General features: G+C 71.8%; 19 protein-coding genes. 8 read left to right on the forward strand and 11 right to left on the reverse strand.

Features of this window, described 5'->3' with window-relative positions:
* Positions 1-228: 228 nt before the first annotated feature.
* From ACFQ8C_RS18645 to ACFQ8C_RS18655, 3 genes are all read left to right on the forward strand, one after another.
* Positions 229-1,164 carry an ABC transporter ATP-binding protein gene (locus ACFQ8C_RS18645; protein WP_383458473.1) on the forward strand — a complete coding sequence of 312 codons (936 nt, stop codon included), beginning with the start codon at positions 229-231 and terminating at the stop codon, positions 1,162-1,164.
* Positions 1,161-1,925, forward strand: coding sequence for an ABC transporter permease (locus tag ACFQ8C_RS18650; protein WP_383458476.1), 765 nt, complete (start codon positions 1,161-1,163; stop codon positions 1,923-1,925). Before ACFQ8C_RS18645 ends, ACFQ8C_RS18650 begins: the two co-directional genes overlap by 4 nt.
* A gap of 73 nt (positions 1,926-1,998) precedes the next feature.
* Positions 1,999-2,967 (forward strand): heme A synthase, encoded by a 969-nt coding sequence (locus tag ACFQ8C_RS18655; RefSeq protein ID WP_383458529.1) that lies wholly within the window; start codon positions 1,999-2,001, stop codon positions 2,965-2,967.
* 7 nt (positions 2,968-2,974) lie between these two features.
* On the opposite strand, the gene ACFQ8C_RS18660 is transcribed toward ACFQ8C_RS18655, so the two are convergent.
* From ACFQ8C_RS18660 to ACFQ8C_RS18670, 3 genes are all read right to left on the reverse strand, one after another.
* The gene (locus ACFQ8C_RS18660; protein WP_383458479.1) at positions 2,975-4,054 is read right to left on the reverse strand and encodes an amidohydrolase family protein; all 1,080 of its coding nucleotides are present in this window, start codon (positions 4,052-4,054) and stop codon (positions 2,975-2,977) included.
* 136 nt (positions 4,055-4,190) lie between these two features.
* Positions 4,191-4,535, reverse strand: coding sequence for a hypothetical protein (locus ACFQ8C_RS18665; RefSeq protein WP_383458482.1), 345 nt, complete (start codon positions 4,533-4,535; stop codon positions 4,191-4,193).
* Positions 4,536-4,627: 92 nt separating this feature from the next.
* Positions 4,628-5,581, reverse strand: a complete 954-nt coding sequence (locus ACFQ8C_RS18670) for a heme o synthase (RefSeq protein ID WP_383458532.1) — start codon at positions 5,579-5,581, stop codon at positions 4,628-4,630.
* Positions 5,582-5,924: 343 nt separating this feature from the next.
* Between ACFQ8C_RS18670 and tkt the strand changes: the two genes are divergently transcribed.
* From tkt to pgl, 5 genes are read left to right on the forward strand one after another with little or no spacing between them, the layout of a single operon-like run.
* Positions 5,925-8,012 (forward strand): transketolase, encoded by a 2,088-nt coding sequence (gene tkt, locus ACFQ8C_RS18675; protein WP_383458485.1) that lies wholly within the window; start codon positions 5,925-5,927, stop codon positions 8,010-8,012.
* Positions 8,013-8,048: 36 nt separating this feature from the next.
* On the forward strand, positions 8,049-9,167 hold the full coding sequence (gene tal, locus ACFQ8C_RS18680) for a transaldolase (RefSeq protein ID WP_383458488.1): 1,119 nt from the start codon (positions 8,049-8,051) through the stop codon (positions 9,165-9,167).
* Between the two features lie 5 nt (positions 9,168-9,172).
* Positions 9,173-10,705 carry a glucose-6-phosphate dehydrogenase gene (zwf, locus tag ACFQ8C_RS18685; protein WP_383458491.1) on the forward strand — a complete coding sequence of 511 codons (1,533 nt, stop codon included), beginning with the start codon at positions 9,173-9,175 and terminating at the stop codon, positions 10,703-10,705.
* Positions 10,702-11,763 (forward strand): glucose-6-phosphate dehydrogenase assembly protein OpcA, encoded by a 1,062-nt coding sequence (gene opcA, locus ACFQ8C_RS18690; protein ID WP_383458494.1) that lies wholly within the window; start codon positions 10,702-10,704, stop codon positions 11,761-11,763. The genes zwf and opcA overlap by 4 nt, the downstream gene beginning before the upstream one ends.
* On the forward strand, positions 11,760-12,512 hold the full coding sequence (gene pgl / locus ACFQ8C_RS18695) for a 6-phosphogluconolactonase (protein ID WP_383458497.1): 753 nt from the start codon (positions 11,760-11,762) through the stop codon (positions 12,510-12,512). The genes opcA and pgl overlap by 4 nt, the downstream gene beginning before the upstream one ends.
* 19 nt (positions 12,513-12,531) lie before the next feature.
* Here the strand turns inward: pgl and ACFQ8C_RS18700 are convergent, their stop codons facing one another.
* The 8 genes from ACFQ8C_RS18700 to gap all read right to left on the reverse strand — a co-directional run bounded on the left by ACFQ8C_RS18700 (position 12,532) and on the right by gap (position 20,268).
* A complete protein-coding gene (locus ACFQ8C_RS18700; RefSeq protein ID WP_383458499.1) occupies positions 12,532-14,076 on the reverse strand; it encodes a PH domain-containing protein in 1,545 nt (514 codons plus the stop codon).
* Positions 14,073-14,573 carry a PH domain-containing protein gene (locus tag ACFQ8C_RS18705; protein WP_383458502.1) on the reverse strand — a complete coding sequence of 167 codons (501 nt, stop codon included), beginning with the start codon at positions 14,571-14,573 and terminating at the stop codon, positions 14,073-14,075. Before ACFQ8C_RS18705 ends, ACFQ8C_RS18700 begins: the two co-directional genes overlap by 4 nt.
* 3 nt (positions 14,574-14,576) lie before the next feature.
* On the reverse strand, positions 14,577-16,241 hold the full coding sequence (gene pgi, locus ACFQ8C_RS18710; RefSeq protein ID WP_383458505.1) for a glucose-6-phosphate isomerase: 1,665 nt from the start codon (positions 16,239-16,241) through the stop codon (positions 14,577-14,579).
* A gap of 154 nt (positions 16,242-16,395) precedes the next feature.
* Positions 16,396-16,731 (reverse strand): RNA polymerase-binding protein RbpA, encoded by a 336-nt coding sequence (locus ACFQ8C_RS18715; protein WP_003957010.1) that lies wholly within the window; start codon positions 16,729-16,731, stop codon positions 16,396-16,398.
* Positions 16,732-16,808: 77 nt separating this feature from the next.
* A complete protein-coding gene (gene secG, locus ACFQ8C_RS18720; protein ID WP_017238647.1) occupies positions 16,809-17,039 on the reverse strand; it encodes a preprotein translocase subunit SecG in 231 nt (76 codons plus the stop codon).
* A gap of 105 nt (positions 17,040-17,144) precedes the next feature.
* Positions 17,145-17,921: a triose-phosphate isomerase gene (tpiA, locus tag ACFQ8C_RS18725; RefSeq protein ID WP_383458508.1), complete on the reverse strand. Its 777-nt coding sequence runs from the start codon at positions 17,919-17,921 to the stop codon at positions 17,145-17,147.
* A 7-nt stretch (positions 17,922-17,928) separates the two neighbouring features.
* A complete protein-coding gene (locus tag ACFQ8C_RS18730) occupies positions 17,929-19,140 on the reverse strand; it encodes a phosphoglycerate kinase (protein WP_383458511.1) in 1,212 nt (403 codons plus the stop codon).
* 117 nt (positions 19,141-19,257) lie between these two features.
* On the reverse strand, positions 19,258-20,268 hold the full coding sequence (gene gap, locus ACFQ8C_RS18735) for a type I glyceraldehyde-3-phosphate dehydrogenase (RefSeq protein WP_383458513.1): 1,011 nt from the start codon (positions 20,266-20,268) through the stop codon (positions 19,258-19,260).
* Between the last annotated feature and the right edge of the window lie 88 nt (positions 20,269-20,356).

Here is a 20,356-nt window from a genome sequence, read left to right on the forward strand (position 1 = left end):
TCAAGGCCGTCCTGACCAGCCGGTTCCCCTTCTTCCGGGACTACCGCCGGCACGGCCACCGGCCTCCCCGCCGCGCTCATCGGGTCCCGGAAAACAGTCGCGTCACGGGGCGCCTCGACCCCCCGGATCGTCGTGGAAACGGACGTACGCGTCCGCCCCCTCCGGGCAGAAGGCGCCCCGCCGGGGCCGAGGCCCGGCCCGTCCCGGTGGGTCCTTAGACTTCCCGGCATGCAGAACGAGTCCGCCGACACCGCCGTCCGCGTCCGCGGCCTGGTCAAGCGGTACGGCACCAAGACCGCCGTCGACGGCCTCGACCTCGACGTGCGCACCGGCACCGTCACCGCCGTCCTCGGCCCCAACGGCGCCGGCAAGACCACCACCATCGAGACCTGCGAGGGCTACCGCAGGCCGGACGCCGGCACCGTCCGCGTCCTCGGCCTCGACCCGCTCGCCGACGCCGCCGCCCTCCGCCCCCGCGTCGGCGTGATGCTCCAGTCGGGCGGCGTCTACTCCGGCGCCCGCGCCGACGAGATGCTCCGCCACATGGCGAAGCTCCACGCCCACCCGCTCGACGTCGACGCCCTGATCGAACGCCTCGGTCTCGGCTCCTGCGGCCGTACGACCTACCGGCGGCTCTCCGGCGGCCAGCAGCAGCGGCTCGCCCTCGCCATGGCGGTCGTCGGCCGCCCCGAGCTCGTCTTCCTCGACGAGCCCACCGCCGGCCTCGACCCGCAGGCCCGCCGCGCCACCTGGGACCTCGTCCGCGAGCTGCGCGCCGACGGCGTCACCACCGTCCTCACCACCCACTTCATGCAGGAGGCCGAGGAGCTCGCCGACGACGTCGCCATCGTCGACGCCGGCCGCGTCGCCGCCCAGGGCAGCCCCGAGCAGCTCTGCCGCGGCGGCGCCGAGAACACCCTCCGCTTCACCGGCCGCCCCGGCCTCGACCTCGGCTCCCTGCTCAAGGCGCTCCCGGACGGCACCGAGGCCGCCGAGCCGCTCCCCGGCACCTACCGGATCACCGGCGGCGTCGACCCCCAGCTGCTCGCCACCGTCACCACCTGGTGCGCCCAGCACGGCGTGATGCCGGACCGCATCGCGGTCGAGCGCCACACCCTCGAAGACGTCTTCCTCGAACTGACCGGCAAGGAGCTGCGCGCATGAGCGGCGGTACGTACGCGCCGAAGCCGGGGGCCGCCCCCGTCGGGCGGATGATCGCGGCCCAGACCGCCCTGGAGACCCGGATGCTGCTCCGCAACGGCGAGCAGCTCCTCCTCACGGTGATCATCCCCTCCCTCCTCCTGGCCCTCTTCTCGACCGTCGACATCGTCGACACCGGCGGCGGCGAGGCCGTGGACTTCCTCGCCCCCGGCGTCCTCGCCCTCGCCGTGATGTCCACCGCCTTCACCGGCCAGGCCATCGCCACCGGCTTCGAGCGCCGCTACGGCGTCCTCAAGCGGCTCGGCGCCTCCCCGCTGCCCCGCCAGGCCCTGATGACCGCCAAGACGCTCGCCGTCCTGGTCACCGAGGTCCTCCAGATCGTGCTCCTGACCGCCATCGCCTTCGGCCTCGGCTGGTCCCCGCACGGCAACCCGCTCGCCGTCCTGCTCCTGCTGGTCCTCGGCACCGCCGCCTTCTCCGGGCTCGGGCTGCTCATGGCCGGCACGCTCAAGGCGGAGGCGACCCTCGCCGCCGCCAACCTGGTCTTCCTGCTGCTCCTGGTCGGCGGCGGGGTGATCGTCCCGCTGGAGAAGTTCGGCGCGGCCGGCGACGTCCTGGCGCTGCTGCCGATCTCCGCCCTCTCCGACGGCCTCAGGGACGTCCTGCGGGACGGCGCGGGGATGCCGTGGGGCGATGCCGGGATCCTGGCCGCCTGGGCCGTCCTGGGGCTCGGCGCGGCGGCGAGGTTCTTCCGCTGGGAGTAGCCGAGGGGGTTCAGAGGGTGACGTTTCCCGACAAGCCACCCCTCGTGAAAGCGTGCACAAGCCCCCGCCTACGATAGGGCCCGTGCAGACCCCCCTCGCCTTCATCGCCCAGCGCTGGACCCCGTCTCCCCGGATCCTCCGGCGCGCCGCGCTCTCCGCCGTCGTGATGAGCGTGCTCATCATCGTCACGGGCGGGGCGGTCCGGCTGACCGGTTCCGGTCTCGGCTGCGACACCTGGCCGAAGTGCACGGACGACAGCCTGATCGTCACCGCCGAGCAGGGCTTCCACGGCTTCGTCGAGTTCGGCAACCGCATGCTGACCTACGTCCTGTCGGCGGCCGTCGGCTGGGCGATCATCGCCGCCCGCTCGACGAAGCCGCTGCGGCGCGGCCTCACCCGGTGGGGCTGGGCCCAGTTCTGGATCGTGATGAGCAACGCCGTCATCGGCGGCGTCACGGTCTGGATGGGCCTCAACCCGTGGACCGTGGCAGGGCACTTCCTGGCCGCGAACGCGCTGCTCACCGTCGCCGTGATCACCTGGCACCGGACCGGCGAGGGCGACACCGCCCCCCGCCCGCGCGTGCCCGGTCCGGTCCGGAAGCTGTCCTGGGCGATCACGATCGTCTCGGCCCTGCTGATCGCGCTCGGCACCACGGTGACCGGCGCCGGCAAGCACGCGGGCGACAGCAGCGACGTGCCCCGCATGCCGTGGGACTGGACCGACGCCGCCCACCTCCACGCCATCGCCGCGTGGGCCGTCTGCGCCCTCGCCGTGGCGATGTGGCTGGTGCTGCGCGTGGTCGACGCCCCGGACGACACCCGCGCCCGCGCCCGCGACCTGCTGATCGTGCTGGTCGCCCAGGGGGGCATCGGTTACGTCCAGTACTTCACGGGCGTCCCCGAGCTCCTGGTCGCCGCCCACATGCTCGGCTCCTCGCTGATGTGGATCGCGGTGCTGCGCCTCGCCCTGAGCCTGCGCGAGCGCCCGCTGCCCACGGCGGAGATCCCGGCCCAGGCGGACCCGGAGCTCGCCGCGGCGTGATCCCGGCTCACCCCAGCCGGTAGACCCGCGCCGCGTTCCCCGCCGCGATCATCGCGGCGACCCGCTGCGCGTCGGCACGGGACCAGGCGCCGTCCAGGACCCAGGCGCCGAGCACCCGGCCGAGGGCGGCGCGGAAGGCGCTGGCGGCGACCACGTGCAGCTCGGGCAGCGCGCGGGCGCCGCTGGAGTAGAGCAGTTTGCCGAACGGGGCCAGTTCGAGGACCTCGGCGAGGACGTCCGCCGCCCGCGCCCCGGTGTGCGCCAGGGCGGCGCCCAGATCCGCGTGGACGTGCGGGAAGACGGCCGCCATCCGCGCGGCCGTCCGGTGGTGCGGCGAGCCGTGCAGCAGGACGAGGTCGGCGCCGAGCCCGGCGGTGGCGGCGGCGAAGCCCGCCAGACCCGACGGGTCCCGGTCCCCGGTGTGCAGCTGGAGCGGCCGGCCCGCGCCCACCGCGATCCACAGCAGCCGGCGCAGCAGCACCGGGGAGTCGAGGGGCCCGCCGGCGGTCCGCTGCGCGAGCCAGCGCCCGGCGGCCCGGCGGGTCTCGGCGCGCCCGGGGGGCTCCGCGTCGGCGGCGAGGCCGCAGCGCGCGGCGGAGACCGAGGAGAAGGCCACCGAGCGCACGGCGGCGTCCTGGACGGCCTCGGTGAGGTTGGCGAGGAAGGAGTCGACGGTGCCCGAGGTGTCGGCGACCTGCTCGGCGAGGGGTTCCAGGCGGACGATCTCGTGGGCGCGCGCCTCGCCGGCGGCGGCCAGCTCGGCGGGTCCTGTGAGGTCTCCGGGGAGGCCGGTGTCGACGAGGTACGTGGCGATGCCGGCGCCCCGCAGCAGCCGGCGTCCGGTCTCGGCGACGCCGAGCTCGCGGCGCCGGGCGAGGTAGCGGGCGGGCGGGCAGTGCGGTTCGAGGCCGAGGAGCGGCGGGCACCAGCGCCGTACGGCGAAGCCCGTCTGGGTGTCGAAGAAGGTGGTGCCGGAGGCGGGCAGGACGGCGGCCGGGCCCAGGTGGGCCTCGAAGGTGCCGAGACCCAGCTCCGTCCGGAGCACCCCGTGGCAGTACTGGTCCACCAGGCGCGGCGTGTCGATCATCTCGGGGGCTCCCTGTGTGGGCGTGTCTCCACACGTCCTAACGGGTGAGCCCCGTGTGAGGTTGTTGCCTCCGCGCCACCGCGCCTCCGCGCCTCCGCGCCTGGTGGTGGCGGAGGCGGTGGCGGTGGCGCCGGGGTCAGCGGTTGGCGGGGCCGCCGAGCTGGATGCCGGCCATCCGGGTCCACTCGTAGGGCCCGGTGACGACCTTGGCGGCGAACTCGCCGTCGAACTCGTCGTGCAGGGTCAGCTCGGCCTTCTCCGCGGCCTGCCGGGCGATCGCGTCGGTGGGGGCCACCAGGTCGCCCCAGCCGCCGTCCTCGCCGACGAGGACGATCCGGGTGCCGGCCTGGCCGATGTGGGCGAGCTGGCCCTCGACGCCGCCGTGCTCCTTGCCGAAGGCGCGGATCTCCTTGGCCAGCTTGGCCGCCTTGCGCTCGGCGCGCGGGGACACGGCCGTGGTGTCTTCCTTGGTGTCTGCCATGAGAAGGATGCTACCCAGGGGTAGATCGACTGACGACGGCCGGGCCGCGTGGGACAGCCCACACGACCCGGCCGTCACCGGGAACGATCGCGCTAGCGCAGGAAGGGGTCCACCGCGACCGCCACGAAGAGCAGCGAGACGTAGGTGATGGACCAGTGGAAGAGGCGCATCTCCTTGAGCTTCGCGCCGGTGACCTCGGCCTTGGCGCGGTTGAGCAGGCCGTGCGCCTCCCAGAGCCACCAGCCGCCGGTGGCCAGGGCGACGGCGGTGTAGAACCAGCCGGTGTAGCCCAGCGGGGTGAGCAGCAGCGAGACCGCGACCATGACCCAGCTGTAGGCGACGATCTGCTTGGCGACGACCTTGTTGGAGGCGACGACGGGCAGCATGGGCACGCCCACGCGCGCGTAGTCCTCCTTCACCTTCATCGACAGCGGCCAGTAGTGCGGCGGCGTCCAGAAGAAGATGACCATGAAGAGGATGACGGCGGCCCAGGACATCGAGTTCGTGACCGAGGACCAGCCGATGAGGACGGGCATGCAGCCGGCGATGCCGCCCCAGACGATGTTCTGCGCGGTGCGCCGCTTCAGGATCATCGTGTAGACGACCACGTAGAAGAGGAGCGCGCCGAGGGAGAGCCAGGCGGAGAGCCAGTTGACGAGCAGGCCGAACCAGAGGGTGGAGACGACGGCGAGGGTGATGCCGAAGACCAGGCCCTCGCGCGGCGAGACCATGCCGGTGACCAGCGGTCGCTGCGAGGTGCGGTCCATCAGCGCGTCGATGTCGCGGTCGATGTACATGTTGAGCGCGTTGGCGCCGCCCGCCGACAGGTAGCCGCCGAAGCACGTGGCGAGCACCAGCCACAGATCGGGCACGCCCTGTTCCGCGAGGAACATCACCGGAACGGTGGTGATGAGCAGCAGCTCGATGATCCGCGGCTTGGTCAGCGCCACGAATGCCTTGGCGCGGGCCCCGAACGGCCGATGGCCCCCCGGGCCGGTAGCCAAGACGACCCCTGCGGGTCGGGACTCGACGGCCGTCACGCACACCCCTGACAGAGAAATTCCCAGCAAGTTCCCCGCATAAGGGCGGGGTGAAACTTGCGCGTACCACGCCACTGTAGACGTTGCCCAGACGCCGATCTTCGCGGGGGTGGGGTCGTGTTGGCGGGGCTCACCCGTGGGCGCGCATCCCTTCTCGTATCAAGGGGCGGACACGGTTCGGCGCGCCGTTCGGGAGGCGAACCGCCACGGCCACCGGCACTCTTGCTCTGTCCGCTCATTTGAGGGGCATGGACACGAAAAGAGGGTGCTTTTTCGGGGGTAGGCTCGACAACGCCGGTACACCCTCAGTCACCGGCTACAGACATGTGGAGAGGAGCCCTGACCCAGGGTGAGCACTAAGCCGACCACCACAGACCTCCAGTGGACCGAATTGGACCAGCGGGCCGTCGACACCGCCCGCATCCTGGCCGCGGACGCCGTACAGAAGGTCGGCAACGGCCATCCCGGTACGGCGATGAGCCTCGCGCCGGCCGCGTACACCCTCTTCCAGAAGGTGATGCGCCACGACCCGTCCGACCCCGAGTGGGTCGGCCGGGACCGGTTCGTGCTCTCCGCGGGCCACTCCTCCCTGACCCTGTACACCCAGCTGTACCTGGGTGGCTTCGGTCTGGAGCTGGACGACCTCAAGGCGTTCCGCACCTGGGGCTCGAAGACCCCGGGTCACCCCGAGTACGGCCACACGGCCGGCGTCGAGACCACCACGGGTCCGCTGGGCCAGGGTGTGGCGAACGCGGTGGGCATGGCGATGGCCGCCCGTTACGAGCGTGGCCTCTTCGACCCGGAGGCGGCCCCCGGCACCTCCCCCTTCGACCACAACGTCTACGTGATCGCCGGCGACGGCTGCCTCCAGGAGGGCATCTCCGCCGAGGCGTCCTCGCTCGCGGGCCACCAGAAGCTCGGCAACCTGGTCCTGCTGTGGGACGACAACCACATCTCGATCGAGGGCGACACCGAGACGGCCGTCTCCGAGGACACGCTGAAGCGGTACGAGGCGTACGGCTGGCACGTGCAGCGCGTGGAGCCGCAGGCCAACGGCGACCTCGACCCGGCCGGGCTGTACGCGGCGATCCGCGCCGCCGAGGCCGAGACCGGGCGTCCGTCCTTCATCGCGATGCGCTCGATCATCGCCTGGCCGGCGCCGAACGCGCAGAACACCGAGGCCGCGCACGGCTCGGCGCTCGGCGCCGAGGAGGTCGCGGCCACCAAGCGCGTCCTGGGCTTCGACCCGGAGCAGAGCTTCGAGGTCACCGACGAGGTCATCGGCCACACCCGCACGCTGGGCGACCGGGGCCGCGAGGCCCGCGCCGCGTGGGAGAAGCAGCTCGCCGAGTGGCGTACGGCCAACCCGGAGCGGGCCGCCGAGTTCGACCGGATCCAGGCGAACGAGCTGCCGGCCGGCTGGGAGGAGAAGCTCCCGGTCTTCGAGGCGGGCAAGAGCGTCGCCACCCGCGCCGCCTCGGGCAAGGTGCTCCAGGCGCTGGGCGAGGTCGTCCCCGAGCTGTGGGGCGGCTCGGCCGACCTCGCGGGCTCGAACAACACGACGATCGACAAGGCGTCGTCCTTCCTCCCCGAGGGCAACCCTCTGCCGGAGGCGAACCCGTACGGCCGCACGATCCACTTCGGCATCCGCGAGCACGCCATGGCCGCGGAGATGAACGGCATCGCGCTGCACGGCAACACCCGCATCTACGGCGGCACCTTCCTGGTCTTCTCGGACTACATGCGCAACGCGGTGCGCCTGTCGGCCCTGATGCACCTGCCGGTGACCTACGTGTGGACGCACGACTCGATCGGTCTCGGCGAGGACGGCCCGACCCACCAGCCGGTGGAGCACCTGGCCGCGCTGCGCGCGATCCCGGGGCTCAACGTGGTCCGCCCGGCCGACGCCAACGAGACGGCGATCGTCTGGCGCGAGATCATGAAGCGGCACACCCGCGAGTACCTGAAGGGCGCGCCGCACGGTCTGGCGCTGACCCGTCAGGGCGTGCCGACCTACGCGCCGAACGAGGGCGCGGTCAAGGGCGGCTACGTGCTGTTCGACGCCGAGGGCGGCGAACCGCAGGTCGTGATCATCGCGACCGGCTCCGAGGTGCACCTGGCCGTCGAGGCCCGCGAGGCGCTCCAGGCCGAGGGCGTCCCGACCCGGGTGGTCTCGATGCCGTCCGTGGAGTGGTTCGAGGAGCAGGACCAGGCGTACAAGGACGCGGTCCTGCCGCCGTCGGTGAAGGCTCGTGTCGCGGTCGAGGCCGGTATCGGCCTGACCTGGCACAAGTACGTCGGCGACGCCGGCCGGATCGTCTCGCTGGAGCACTTCGGCGCCTCGGCCGACGCCAAGGTCCTCTTCCGTGAGTTCGGTTTCACGCCGGAGGCCGTGGCCGCCGCCGCCCGGGAATCGATCGCCGCCGCCGCGCGCTGACGCGGATACGTACGACTTTTTGGAGATGCAACTCTCATGACAGACGCTCTCAAGCGCCTCTCCGACGAAGGCGTCGCGATCTGGCTGGACGACCTGTCGCGCAAGCGGATCACCTCCGGCAACCTGGCCGAGCTGATCGACCAGTCGCACGTGGTCGGTGTGACCACCAACCCGTCGATCTTCCAGAAGGCGATCACCTCGGGCGACGGTTACGAGCAGCAGCTCGCCGACCTGGCCGCCCGCAAGGTGACCGTGGACGAGGCCATCCGCATGATCACGACGGCGGACGTCCGTGACGCCGCCGACATCCTGCGCCCGGTCTTCGACGCGACCGACGGCCAGGACGGCCGGGTCTCCATCGAGGTCGACCCGCGGCTCGCCCACGAGACGGCGGCGACGATCGCCGAGGCGAAGCAGCTGGCGTGGCTGGTGGACCGCCCGAACACCCTCATCAAGATCCCGGCGACCAAGGCCGGCCTGCCGGCGATCACCGAGGTCATCGGCCTGGGCATCAGCGTGAACGTGACGCTGATCTTCTCCCTGGAGCGCTACCGCGCGGTCATGGACGCCTACCTGGCGGGCCTGGAGAAGGCCCGCGAGCGCGGCCTCGACCTGTCGAAGATCCACTCGGTGGCGTCCTTCTTCGTCTCCCGCGTGGACACGGAGATCGACAAGCGCCTGGACGGCATCGGCACCGACGAGGCCAAGGCGCTCAAGGGCAAGGCCGCCCTGGCCAACGCCCGTCTGGCCTACGAGGCGTACGAGGAGGTCTTCTCCTCGGAGCGCTGGGCCGCCCTGGACAAGGCGCAGGCCAACAAGCAGCGTCCGCTGTGGGCCTCGACCGGCGTCAAGGACCCGGCCTACAAGGACACGCTGTACGTCGTGGACCTGGTCGCCCCCGGCACGGTGAACACCATGCCGGAGGCCACCCTGGAGGCCACCGCCGACCACGGCGAGGTCTCCGGCGACACCATCCGCGGCACGTACGAGCAGTCCCGCGCCGAGCTGGCGGCCGTCGAGAAGCTGGGCATCGGCTACGACGAGGTCGTCCAGCTCCTGGAGGACGAGGGCGTCGAGAAGTTCGAGGCGTCCTGGAACGACCTGCTCGGCTCGACCGAGGCGGAGCTCGCGCGCCGCGTCCCTTCGGAGGCCTGACCACTGTGAGCACCGTCGACGGAGCCAACCCGCTCCGTGACGCCGCCGACCGACGGCTCCCGCGCATCGCGGGGCCGTCGGGCCTGGTCATCTTCGGCGTCACGGGCGATTTGTCCCGTAAGAAGCTGATGCCCGCCGTCTACGACCTGGCCAACCGCGGCCTGCTGCCGCCGGGCTTCTCGCTCGTCGGCTTCGCCCGCCGGGAGTGGCAGGACGAGGACTTCGCGCAGGAGGTCCACGACGCGGTCAAGCAGCACGCCCGCACCCCCTTCCGCGAGGAGGTCTGGCAGCAGCTCATCCAGGGGATGCGCTTCGTCCAGGGCGACTTCGACAGCGACGAGGCCTTCGAGCAGCTGAAGGACACCATCGAGGAGCTGGACAAGGCGCAGGGCACGGGGGGCAACTTCGCCTTCTACCTGTCCGTGCCGCCGAAGTTCTTCCCCCTGGTCGTCCAGCAGCTGAAGAAGCACGGCCTGGCCGACCAGAAGAACGGCTCCTGGCGCCGCGCCGTCATCGAGAAGCCCTTCGGCCACGACCTGACCTCCGCCAAGGAGCTCAACGAGGTCGTCCACGAGGTCTTCCCGCCCGAGGCGGTCTTCCGCATCGACCACTACCTCGGCAAGGAGACCGTCCAGAACATCCTGGCGCTCCGCTTCGCCAACACCCTCTTCGAGCCGATCTGGAACCGGTCGTACGTCGACCACGTGCAGATCACCATGGCCGAGGACATCGGCATCGGCGGCCGCGCCGGCTACTACGACGGCATCGGCGCCGCCCGTGACGTCATCCAGAACCACCTGCTCCAGCTGCTCGCGCTGACCGCGATGGAGGAGCCCGCCTCCTTCGACGCCGACGCGCTCGCCGCCGAGAAGACCAAGGTGCTGGGCGCCGTCCGGCTCCCCAAGGACCTCTCGAAGTCCACCGTCCGCGGTCAGTACGCGGCCGGCTGGCAGGGTGGCGCGAAGGCCGTCGGCTACCTCCAGGAAGAGGGCATCGACCCCCAGTCGAAGACCGACACCTACGCGGCGGTCAAGCTGGAGATCGACAACCGCCGCTGGGCGGGCGTCCCCTTCTACCTGCGCACCGGCAAGCGCCTCGGCCGCCGGGTCACCGAGATCGCGGTGGTCTTCCAGCGCGCCCCGCACTCCCCCTTCGACCACACGTCGACGGAGGAGCTGGGCCGCAACGCCATCGTCATCCGGGTCCAGCCGGACGAGGGCGTCACCGTCCGCTTCGGCTCCAAGGTGCCCGGCACCCAGATGGAGATCCGGGACGTGTCGATGGACTTCGCCTACGGCGAGTCCTTCACCGAGTCCAGCCCCGAGGCGTACGAGCGGCTCATCCTGGACGTCCTGCTCGGCGACTCCAACCTCTTCCCGCGCGTGGAGGAGGTCGAGCTGTCCTGGAAGATCCTCGACCCGATCGAGCAGTACTGGGACAAGCACGGCAAGCCCGCCCAGTACGAGTCCGGGACCTGGGGTCCGGTCGAGGCGGACGAGATGCTCGCACGAGACGGCAGGAGCTGGCGCCGGCCATGAAGACCGACCTGACGGACACCACGTCCTCCAAGATCAACAAGGCGCTGGTGCTCGGGCGGCGGGCGATCGGCACCCCGGCCGTCGGCATGGTGCTCACCCTCGTCATCGTCACCGACGAGGAGAACGCCTACGACGCGCTGAAGGCGGCCAGTGAGGCGTCCCGCGAGCACCCCTCGCGGACCCTCGTGGTGATCAAGCGGGTCTCGCGCTCACCGCGGGACCGTGCCAACACCCGGCTCGACGCCGAGGTCCGCCTCGGCGCCGACGCCGGCTCCGGTGAGACGGTGATCCTCCGGCTGTACGGCGAGGTCGTCGACAAGGCCCAGTCGGTGGTGCTGCCGCTGCTCCTCCCGGACGCCCCCGTCGTCGTCTGGTGGCCGGTGAACGCGCCGACCGATCCGGCGAACGACCCGCTGGGCGCCCTCGCCCAGCGCCGGGTGACCGACACGTACGCCGCCGAGCAGCCCATCGAGGAGCTGACCGCGCGCGCGGACACCTACACCCCCGGCGACACGGACCTGTCGTGGACCCGGATCACCCCGTGGCGCTCGATGCTGGCCGCCGCGCTCGACCAGGTCCACTGCAGGGTGACCTCGGCCGACGTGGAGGGCGAGGAGTTCAACCCGAGCGTCGAACTGCTCGCGATGTGGCTGGCCGAGCGGCTGCAGGTGCCGGTGCGGCGCTCCCGGTCGACCGGCCCCGGCCTCACCTCCGTACGGCTGGAGACCAGCGCCGGACCGATCGTGCTCGACCGGCCCGACGGCTCGCTCGCGACCCTCTCCATAGAGGGGCAGCCGGACCGCGCGGTGGCGCTCAAGCGGCGCGAGACGGCCGAGCTGATCGCCGAGGAGCTGCGCCGGCTCGACCCGGACGACACCTACGCGGCCTCGCTGAAGTTCGGCCTGGAGCGGCTCGACGAGGAGGCGGCCACCACCGCCCCCGCGCCGGAGGATCCCGCCCCGGACGTCACGGCGGAGCCCTCCGCGGAGCCCTCCCCGGAGCCCGCGAAGAAGGCTCCCGCCAAGAAGGCCCCGGCGAAGAAGGCGGCCGCCAAGTGAGCGCCCCGCGGCTGGTGGTCCACCGGTCCAAGGAACTGATGGCCGAGGCCGCCGCGGCCCGGCTGATCACCGCGGTCGTGGACGCCCAGTCCGCCCGGGGCACCGCCTCGGTCGTGCTGACCGGCGGCCGCAACGGCAACGGGCTGCTCGCCGCGCTCGGCGAGGCGCCCGCCCGGGACGCGATCGACTGGTCGCGGCTCGACCTGTGGTGGGGCGACGAGCGGTTCCTGCCCGAGGGCGACCCGGAGCGGAACGTCACCCAGGCCCGCGAGGCGCTGCTCGACCGGGTCCCGCTGGACCCGGCCCGGGTGCACGCCATGCCCGCCTCGGACGGCCCCCACGGGGACGACGCCGACGCCGCCGCGGCGGCCTACGCGGCCGAACTGGCCGCGGCGGCCGGTCCGGGCGCCCGGGTGCCGGCCTTCGACGTGCTGATGCTCGGCGTCGGCCCGGACACCCATGTGGCCTCGCTCTTCCCGGAGCTCCCGGCGGTCCGGGAGACCGGGCGGACGGTGGTCGGGGTGCACGACGCGCCCAAGCCGCCGCCGACCCGCGTCTCCCTGACCCTCCCGGCGATCCGGGCGGCCCGGGAGGTCTGGCTGCTCGCGGCCGGCGAGGACAAGGCGAAGGCCGCGGCCCTCGCGCTCTCCGGCGAGGCGGACGAGGCGAGCGTCCCGGCGTCCGGCGCCCGCGGCACCGAGCGCACGCTGTGGCTGATGGACACGGCGGCGGCCTCGGAGCTTTCCTAGGCCCTCGCGGAGGCCCGGTTCACCGCTCGGTGGACCGGGCCTCCGTCGTTCCCGGCGTCTCCACCGGTACGAGGAAGGGCGCGAGCAGCCCCGGTACGGCCCGGTCGGCGAGGGCGAGGCCCTGGGACTCCCCCGCGTCCAGGACGTCGTAGGCGCCCTCTCCGGCGGCCGTGGTGGCGGTGACGGTGAGGATCCCGGCGCGGCGCTGGAAGTACGACTGCTTGACCGTCCAGCCGATGATCCCGGTCCGCTGGAGGGCGACGGTGGCCCGCCGCACCGTGCCCGAACGGGTCACCAGATAGCCGCCGCTGACGGTGTGCCCGAGGGAGCGGTACGCGTCCCGGGCAAGGAGCACGGCGAGCGGCGCCGACACCACGGTCCAGCCGGCCGCCACGTGGAGCAGGACCGGGGTGAGGAGCGCCCCGAGGAGGGCGAGGACGGCGGCGGGGAGCAGGACGGCGCCGAGGGCCCAGCGCAGTCTGCGGGTCCGGGCGGCGCGGGGGTGGGCGGCGAGCGGGGCGGAGGTGGGCGGCTCGGTCTCGCGCAGGACCTCGGCGGCGGTCCGGTCGGCGACGGCCCGGGGCGCGGCCGGCAGCAGCGACCTGAGGTCGGTGTGCTTCTCGTCGTCGTCCTCGGTCAGGCCGGTGGCGACGGCGTCCACCCGGGCGGCGCCGAAGAGCCGGACGCCGAGGGGCTCGACGAGTTCGACGCCGCGCAGCCGGCGCTCCTCCAGGGTGACCGAGCGGGCGGTGAGGAGGCCGCGGCGGACCCGGAGGGTGCCGCCGGGTTCGCGTTCGAGCCGGAAGCCCCACCACATCTCGACCCAGAGGCCGAGGGCGCCGACCGCGCCGGCGAGGGTGGCGAGGAGGAACAGGTCGACGATCATCCACGGCAGCGAGACCGACTCGAAGCGGTCCCCTATCCAGTCGATGACCTCGGCCTGGGCGCCGAACCACTCGCTGACCTGCATGACCGCTCCGGCGGCGGCGCCGCCGAGGGCGGGGGCGACGAAGGAGACGGGGGCGTAGCGGATCCAGCGGAGGTCGAGGGCGGCCAGGGTGCCGTCGCGGGCGGGGTCGCCGCCGGGGGCTTCGGGCCGGGTGAGGAGCTCCCGGCGGAGCCGTTCGCCCTCGGCGCGGGTGACGAGTTCGAGTTCGAGGGTGGACTCGCCGCCGCCGGTGGACTCGCCGGTGCCGATGCGGACCTTGACGAGGCCGGGGACGCGCTGGAGCGGGTTGGCGGTGAGGTCGACGGTGCGGATCCGGTCGCGGGCCAGCGAGCGGCGCTTGAGGAGGAGCAGACCGGTGTGGAGTTCGACCCGGTCGGGGCCGATCCGGTAGCGGGTGCGCCGGCAGCGGACCCAGTCGGCGGCGGTGCCGCCGCCGACGACGAGGAGGGCGCCGGCGAGGACCCAGGCGAGGGCCTCCCCCAGCGGCCGGCCGCCCGCGAGTCCGGCGGTCACCGGCACCCCGGCGCCGACCGCGATCCCGCAGAACACGGCGGCGCTGACGAGGAGGGTGCGGGGGGCGAGCCGTCGCCACTCCCCTTCGGGTCCGGCGCTCACGTGGCGTCCCCGGGGGTGTCCCGGGTGAGCGCGGTGAGCCGTTCGGCGAGCTCGGCGGCGAGCTCGTGGTCGAGCCCCTCCGCCCGGAGCGCGCCCTTGGAGGAGGCGGTGGTGACGGTGACGGTGGCGAGCCCGAAGAGCTGCTCCAGGGGGCCGCGTACGGTGTCCACGGTCTGGATCCGGGACATCGGGGCGATCCGCGACTCCTGCCAGAGGGCGCCCGTGCGGACGTACACGGCCTCGTCGGTGACCTCCCAGCGGTGCACCCGGTACCACCAGGCGGGGAAGAACGCGGTGCAGGCCAGCCCGACCGCGGCCAGCGCGCCGGCCGCGGTGAACAGCCAGGTCCTGGCCGGTTCGACCAGGACGCCGAGCACGGCCAGGACGGCGACCGGGACGGCGGTGGCGAGGAGGCACTGGGCGCTCCACCAGCCGATCGCCCTGCGGTCGACCGCGTTCCCGGGCGGCCGCAGCCGCACCGCGCTCTCCCCCGCCATCACTCAGCTCCGACCACGCAGGGCGCGGTAGGCGGTGACGAGGGCCGCGGTGGAGCTGTCGAGGCCGTCGGTGTCGCCGTCACCGGTGAGGACGGGCTCGATCCGCTTGGCGAGGACCTTGCCGAGCTCGACGCCCCACTGGTCGAAGGAGTCGATGTTCCAGACGGCGCCCTGGACGAAGACCTTGTGCTCGTAGAGCGCCACCAGCTGGCCGAGCACCGAGGGGGTGAGGGCGTCGGCGAGGATGGTGGTGGTGGGGTGGTTGCCCTGGAAGGTCTTGTGCGGCACCAGCTCCTCGGGGACGCCCTCGGCGCGCACCTCGTCGGGGGTCTTGCCGAAGGCGAGGGCCTGGGTCTGGGCGAAGAAGTTGGCCATCAGCAGGTCGTGCTGGGGGACCAGGCCGGGCAGCAGGTCGTCGACCGGCCGGGCGAAGCCGATGAAGTCGGCGGGGATCAGCTTGGTGCCCTGGTGGATCAACTGGTAGTAGGCGTGCTGCCCGTTGGTGCCGGGGGTGCCCCAGACGACCGGTCCGGTCTGCCAGTCGACCGGCTCGCCCTGGCGGTCGACGGACTTGCCGTTGGACTCCATGTCGAGCTGCTGGAGGTAGGCGGTGAACTTGGACAGGTAGTGGGAGTAGGGCAGGACGGCGTGCGACTGGGCGTCGAAGAAGCCGCCGTACCAGACGCCGAGGAGGCCGAGGAGGAGCGGGGCGTTCTCCTCGGGCGGTGCGGTGCGGAAGTGCTCGTCGACGAGGTGGAAGCCGTCGAGCATCTCGCGGAAGTGGTCGGGCCCGATGGCGATCATCAGGGAGAGGCCGATGGCGGAGTCGTACGAGTAGCGGCCGCCGACCCAGTCCCAGAACTCGAACATGTTCGCGGTGTCGATGCCGAACTCCTCGACCCGCTCGGCGTTGGTCGAGAGGGCCACGAAGTGCTTGGCCACGGCCTCCTGGCCGGCCCCGAGACCGGCGAGGAGCCAGTCGCGGGCGGAGGTGGCGTTGGTGACCGTCTCGATGGTGGTGAAGGTCTTCGAGGCGACGATGAAGAGCGTCTCGGCGGGGTCGAGGTCGCGGACGGCCTCGTGGAGGTCGGCGCCGTCGACGTTGGAGACGAAACGGAACGTCAAGTCCCGCCGGGTGTAGGAGCGCAGGACCTCGTAGGCCATGGCGGGGCCGAGGTCGGAGCCGCCGATGCCGATGTTGACGACGTTCTTGATGGTCTTGCCGGTGTGGCCGGTCCACTCGCCGGAGCGGACCCGGTCGGAGAAGCCGGCCATCTTGTCGAGGACGGCGTGGACCCCGGGGACGACGTTCTCGCCGTCGACCTCGATCACGGCCCCGCGGGGGGCGCGGAGCGCGGTGTGGAGGACGGCCCGGTCCTCGGTGGTGTTGATCTTCTCGCCGCGGAACATGGCGTCGCGCAGTCCGGCGACGTCGGTGGCGACGGCCAGTTCGCGCAGGCGGTCCAGGGTCTCGTCGGTGACGAGCTGCTTGGAGTAGTCCAGGTGGAGGTCGCCGACCCGCAGGGTGTAGCCGGTGCCGCGCTCCGGGTCGGCCGCGAACAGCTCGCGCAGATGGGTGTCGCCCAGCTGCTCCCGGTGCTTGCCGAGGGCCGCCCACTCGGGCAGCCGGTTGAGCCTGATGCGTCCTTCAGTGGTCATTTCGGACATCGCCCACTTCTTCTCGTACGTTTCTGCCCCGCTGCTCCTCCAACCTAATTGATCGCGCGGGGCGATCCGCGCCACTGGTCCCGGACACGGCGAAGGGCCCTGTGCGCGAAGCCGGTTCGCGTCCAGGGCCCTTCGGCCGGTGTTCGTCCTGTGTTCAGATCTCGCCCCGCAGCTTGGCGAGCGCCTCGGCGAGGATCGCCTCGCCGTCCGCGTCGCTGCGGCGCTCCCGCACGTAGGCGAGGTGGGTCTTGTACGGCTCGGTGCGCGGCGGGTCCGGCGGGTTGTCCCGGTCCTGGCCGGCCGGGAAACCGCAGCGGGGGCAGTCCCAGGTGTCCGGGACCTGCGCGTCGCTCGCGAAACTCGGCTGGGTCTCGTGCCCGTTCGAGCACCAGAAGGAGATGCGGAGGCGCGGTGCCGACTCGCCCCGCTCGGCCTCCCCCATCGGCCCCGCTCCGACCCGGCTTCCCCGGATCGCGTTGCCACTTGCCACGGTCGTAACTCCCTGCGTGATGGTGCTCGAAGATGCCCCAGTCTACGGAAGGCCCAACGCGCGTCCAGTGTGCGGAGTTACCCGTCGAGCTTCATGAGCAGACCAAGTACCACAATGCAGGCAAACCAGAGCAGGCCGACCACGACCGTGATCCGGTCGAGGTTGCGCTCGGCGACCGAGGAGCCGCCGACGGAGGACTGCATGCCGCCACCGAACATGTCGGAGAGGCCGCCGCCCTTCCCCTTGTGCATCAGCACCAGCAGCATCAGCAGGCCGCTGAAGACGATCAGGGCGATCGAGAACCCCATAACCACGGCGGGACCAACTTCCTCGGAGCTTGAAAAGGGACGGGGGCCGGGCACCTGCCCGACCCCCGCAAGGGTACGACGGATCCCCTCCGCCGCTCTACATCGTCACTGGTCGCGGAAGCGGACGATCTTGACGAACTCGTCCGAGTCCAGCGAGGCACCGCCGACCAGGGCGCCGTCGATGTCGGGCTGCGCCATGATCTCGGCGACGTTGCCGCCCTTGACGGAGCCGCCGTACTGGATGCGGATCTTGTCGGCGACGTCCTGCGAGTACAGCTCGGCGAGCTTGCCGCGGATCGCCCCGCAGACCTCCTGGGCGTCCCCGGCGCCGCAGACCTTGCCGGTGCCGATGGCCCAGACGGGCTCGTAGGCGACGACGATCGTCTCGGCCTGCTCGGCCGGGACGCCCGCGAGGCCGCCCTCGACCTGGGCGAGGGTGTGCGCGACGGCGTTGCCGGCCTCGCGCACGTCCAGCTCCTCGCCGACGCAGAGGATCGGGGTGATGCCGTGGGCGAAGGCGGCCTTCACCTTGGCGTTGCACAGCTCGTCGGACTCGGCGTGGTACTGACGGCGCTCCGAGTGGCCGACCGCGACGAAGGCGGTGTTCAGCTTGGCCAGCATCGCGCCGGAGATCTCACCGGTGTACGCGCCGGACTCGTGGGCCGACAGGTCCTGGGCGCCGTACTTGATCTTCAGCTTGTCACCGTCGATCAGGGTCTGCACGGAGCGCAGGTCGGTGAAGGGGACGAGGACGGCGACGTCGACGGCGTCGTAGTCCTTGTCGGTGAGCGTGAAGGCGAGCTTCTGGACGTGGGCGATGGCCTCCAGGTGGTTGAGGTTCATCTTCCAGTTGCCCGCCATCAGCGGGGTACGCGTGGTCATAAGGGGGTCAGTCCTCCAGTGCGACGAGGCCGGGAAGCTGCTTGCCCTCGAGGTATTCGAGGGAGGCGCCGCCACCGGTCGAGATGTGGCCGAAAGCGTTTTCGTCGAAGCCCAGGATCCGGACGGCCGCGGCGGAGTCGCCGCCGCCGACCACGGAGAAGGCCGGGGAGTCGACGAGTGCCTGGGCGACGGCCTTGGTGCCCTCGGCGTAGTCGGGGTGCTCGAAGACGCCCATCGGGCCGTTCCAGAAGACGGTGGCCGCGTCGGCGAGCTTCGAGGCGTACAGCTTGCGGGTCTCCGGACCGATGTCCAGGCCCTCCTGGTCGGCCGGGATGGCGTCCGCGGCGACCGTGGTGGGGTGGGCCGGGGCCTTGGTCTTGAGGTCCGGGAACTCCGTGGCGACCAGGACGTCGACGGGGAGGACGAACTCCACGCCGCGGTCCTCGGCCCGCTTGAGGTACTCCTGGACGGCCGGGACCTGGTCCTCCTGGAGGAGGGAGATGCCGACCTCGTGGCCCTGGGCCTTGAGGAAGGTGTAGGCCATGCCGCCGCCGACGAGGATGCGGTCGGCCTTCTCCAGGAGGTGGTCGATCACGCCGAGCTTGTCGGAGACCTTGGCGCCGCCGAGGACGACCGCGTACGGCCGGCGGACGTCCTCGGTGAGCTTCTTGAGGACGCCGACCTCGGTGGTGATGAGGTAGCCGGCGGCGTGCGGCAGCTTGCCCGGGAGGTCGTACACCGAGGCGTGCTTGCGGTGCACGGCGCCGAAGCCGTCGCCGACGTAGAGGTCGGCGAGGGCGGCCAGCCGGTCGGCGAAGGCCTCGCGCTCGGCGTCGTCCTTCGAGGTCTCGCCGGCGTTGAAGCGCAGGTTCTCGATGACGGCCACCCGGCCGTCGGTCAGGCCGGCGACGGTCGCCTGGGCGGACTCGCCGACGGTGTCGGTGGCGAAGGCCACCTCGGCGCCGAGCAGTTCGCCGAGGCGCGCGGCGGCCGGGGCGAGGGAGAACGCCGGGTCCGGGGCGCCCTTGGGGCGGCCCAGGTGGGAGGCGACCACGACCCGGGCGCCGGCGTCGGCGAGCGCCTTGACCGTGGGGACGACGGCGCGGATGCGGCCGTCGTCGGTGATGGTGGTGCCGTCGAGCGGCACGTTGAGATCGGCGCGGACGAACACGCGCTTGCCCTCGACGCCCTCGCCGAGAAGCTCGTCGATCGTCTTCATCTGTTCACTGACTCCTTGGTACGCGGTGGAGCACACGAGACAGGGCCCGCACAGCGCTTCGTCGCGCTGCCCGAGCCCTGCTCACATCGAAAGCCTGCCCTGCTGAACCCTAGTACCTCAGAGCTGGTCGCCGACGAAGGTGGTCAGATCGACGAGACGGTTGGAGTAGCCCCACTCGTTGTCGTACCAGCCGAGGATCTTGACGCTGTTGCCGTCCTGGACCATGGTCAGGGAGGAGTCGAAGGTGCACGACGCCGGGTCGCTGACGATGTCCGAGGAGACGATCGCGTCCTCGGTGTAGAAGAGGATGCCCTTCAGCGGGCCGTCCTCGGCCGCCTTCTTGAAGGCCGCGTTGACCTCGTCCTTGGTGACCTCGCGGTCCAGGGTGACGACCAGGTCGGTGGCGGAGCCGGTGGGGACCGGGACGCGCATGGCGATGCCGTCCAGCTTGCCCTTGAGCTGCGGGAGGACCAGGGCGGTGGCCTTGGCGGCACCCGTCGTGGTCGGGATGATGTTCTCCGCGGCGGCGCGGGCGCGGCGGAGGTCCTTGTGCGGGAAGTCCAGGATGCGCTGGTCGTTGGTGTACGCGTGGACCGTGGTCATGAGACCGCGGACGATGCCGAAGTTCTCGTCGAGGACCTTGGCCATCGGGGCGACACAGTTGGTGGTGCAGGACGCGTTGGAGATGACGTCGTGCTTCGCCGGGTCGTACTGGTCCTGGTTGACACCCATGACGACGGTGATGTCCTCGTTGGTGGCCGGAGCCGAGATGAGGACCTTCTTGGCGCCGCCGGCGAGGTGCTTGGCGGCGTCCTCGCGCTTGGTGAAGATGCCGGTGGACTCGATGACGATGTCGACGCCGAGCCGACCCCACGGGATGTCGGCGGGGTTGCGCTCGGAGAGCACCTTGATGGTGTGGCCGTCGACGGTGATGGTGTCGGCGGTGTGGGAGACCTCGGCCTTGAGGCGCCCCAGGATGGTGTCGTACTTCAGCAGGTGGGCCGTGGTCGCGGTGTCGCCCAGGTCGTTGACGGCCACGACCTCGATGTCGGCACCCTGCTCAAGGAGCGCGCGGAAGTAGTTGCGACCGATACGGCCAAAGCCGTTGATGCCTACGCGGATCGTCACGAACCGATCTCCTCGTATGAGAACGCCGGGTGATATGTCACACCGGCGAGATCTTGATTTTTTTGGGATGTCCCCGACCGCTTACGAC

The sequence above is a fragment of the Streptomyces sp. NPDC056503 genome (assembly GCF_042794995.1).
GTDB lineage: Bacteria > Actinomycetota > Actinomycetes > Streptomycetales > Streptomycetaceae > Streptomyces.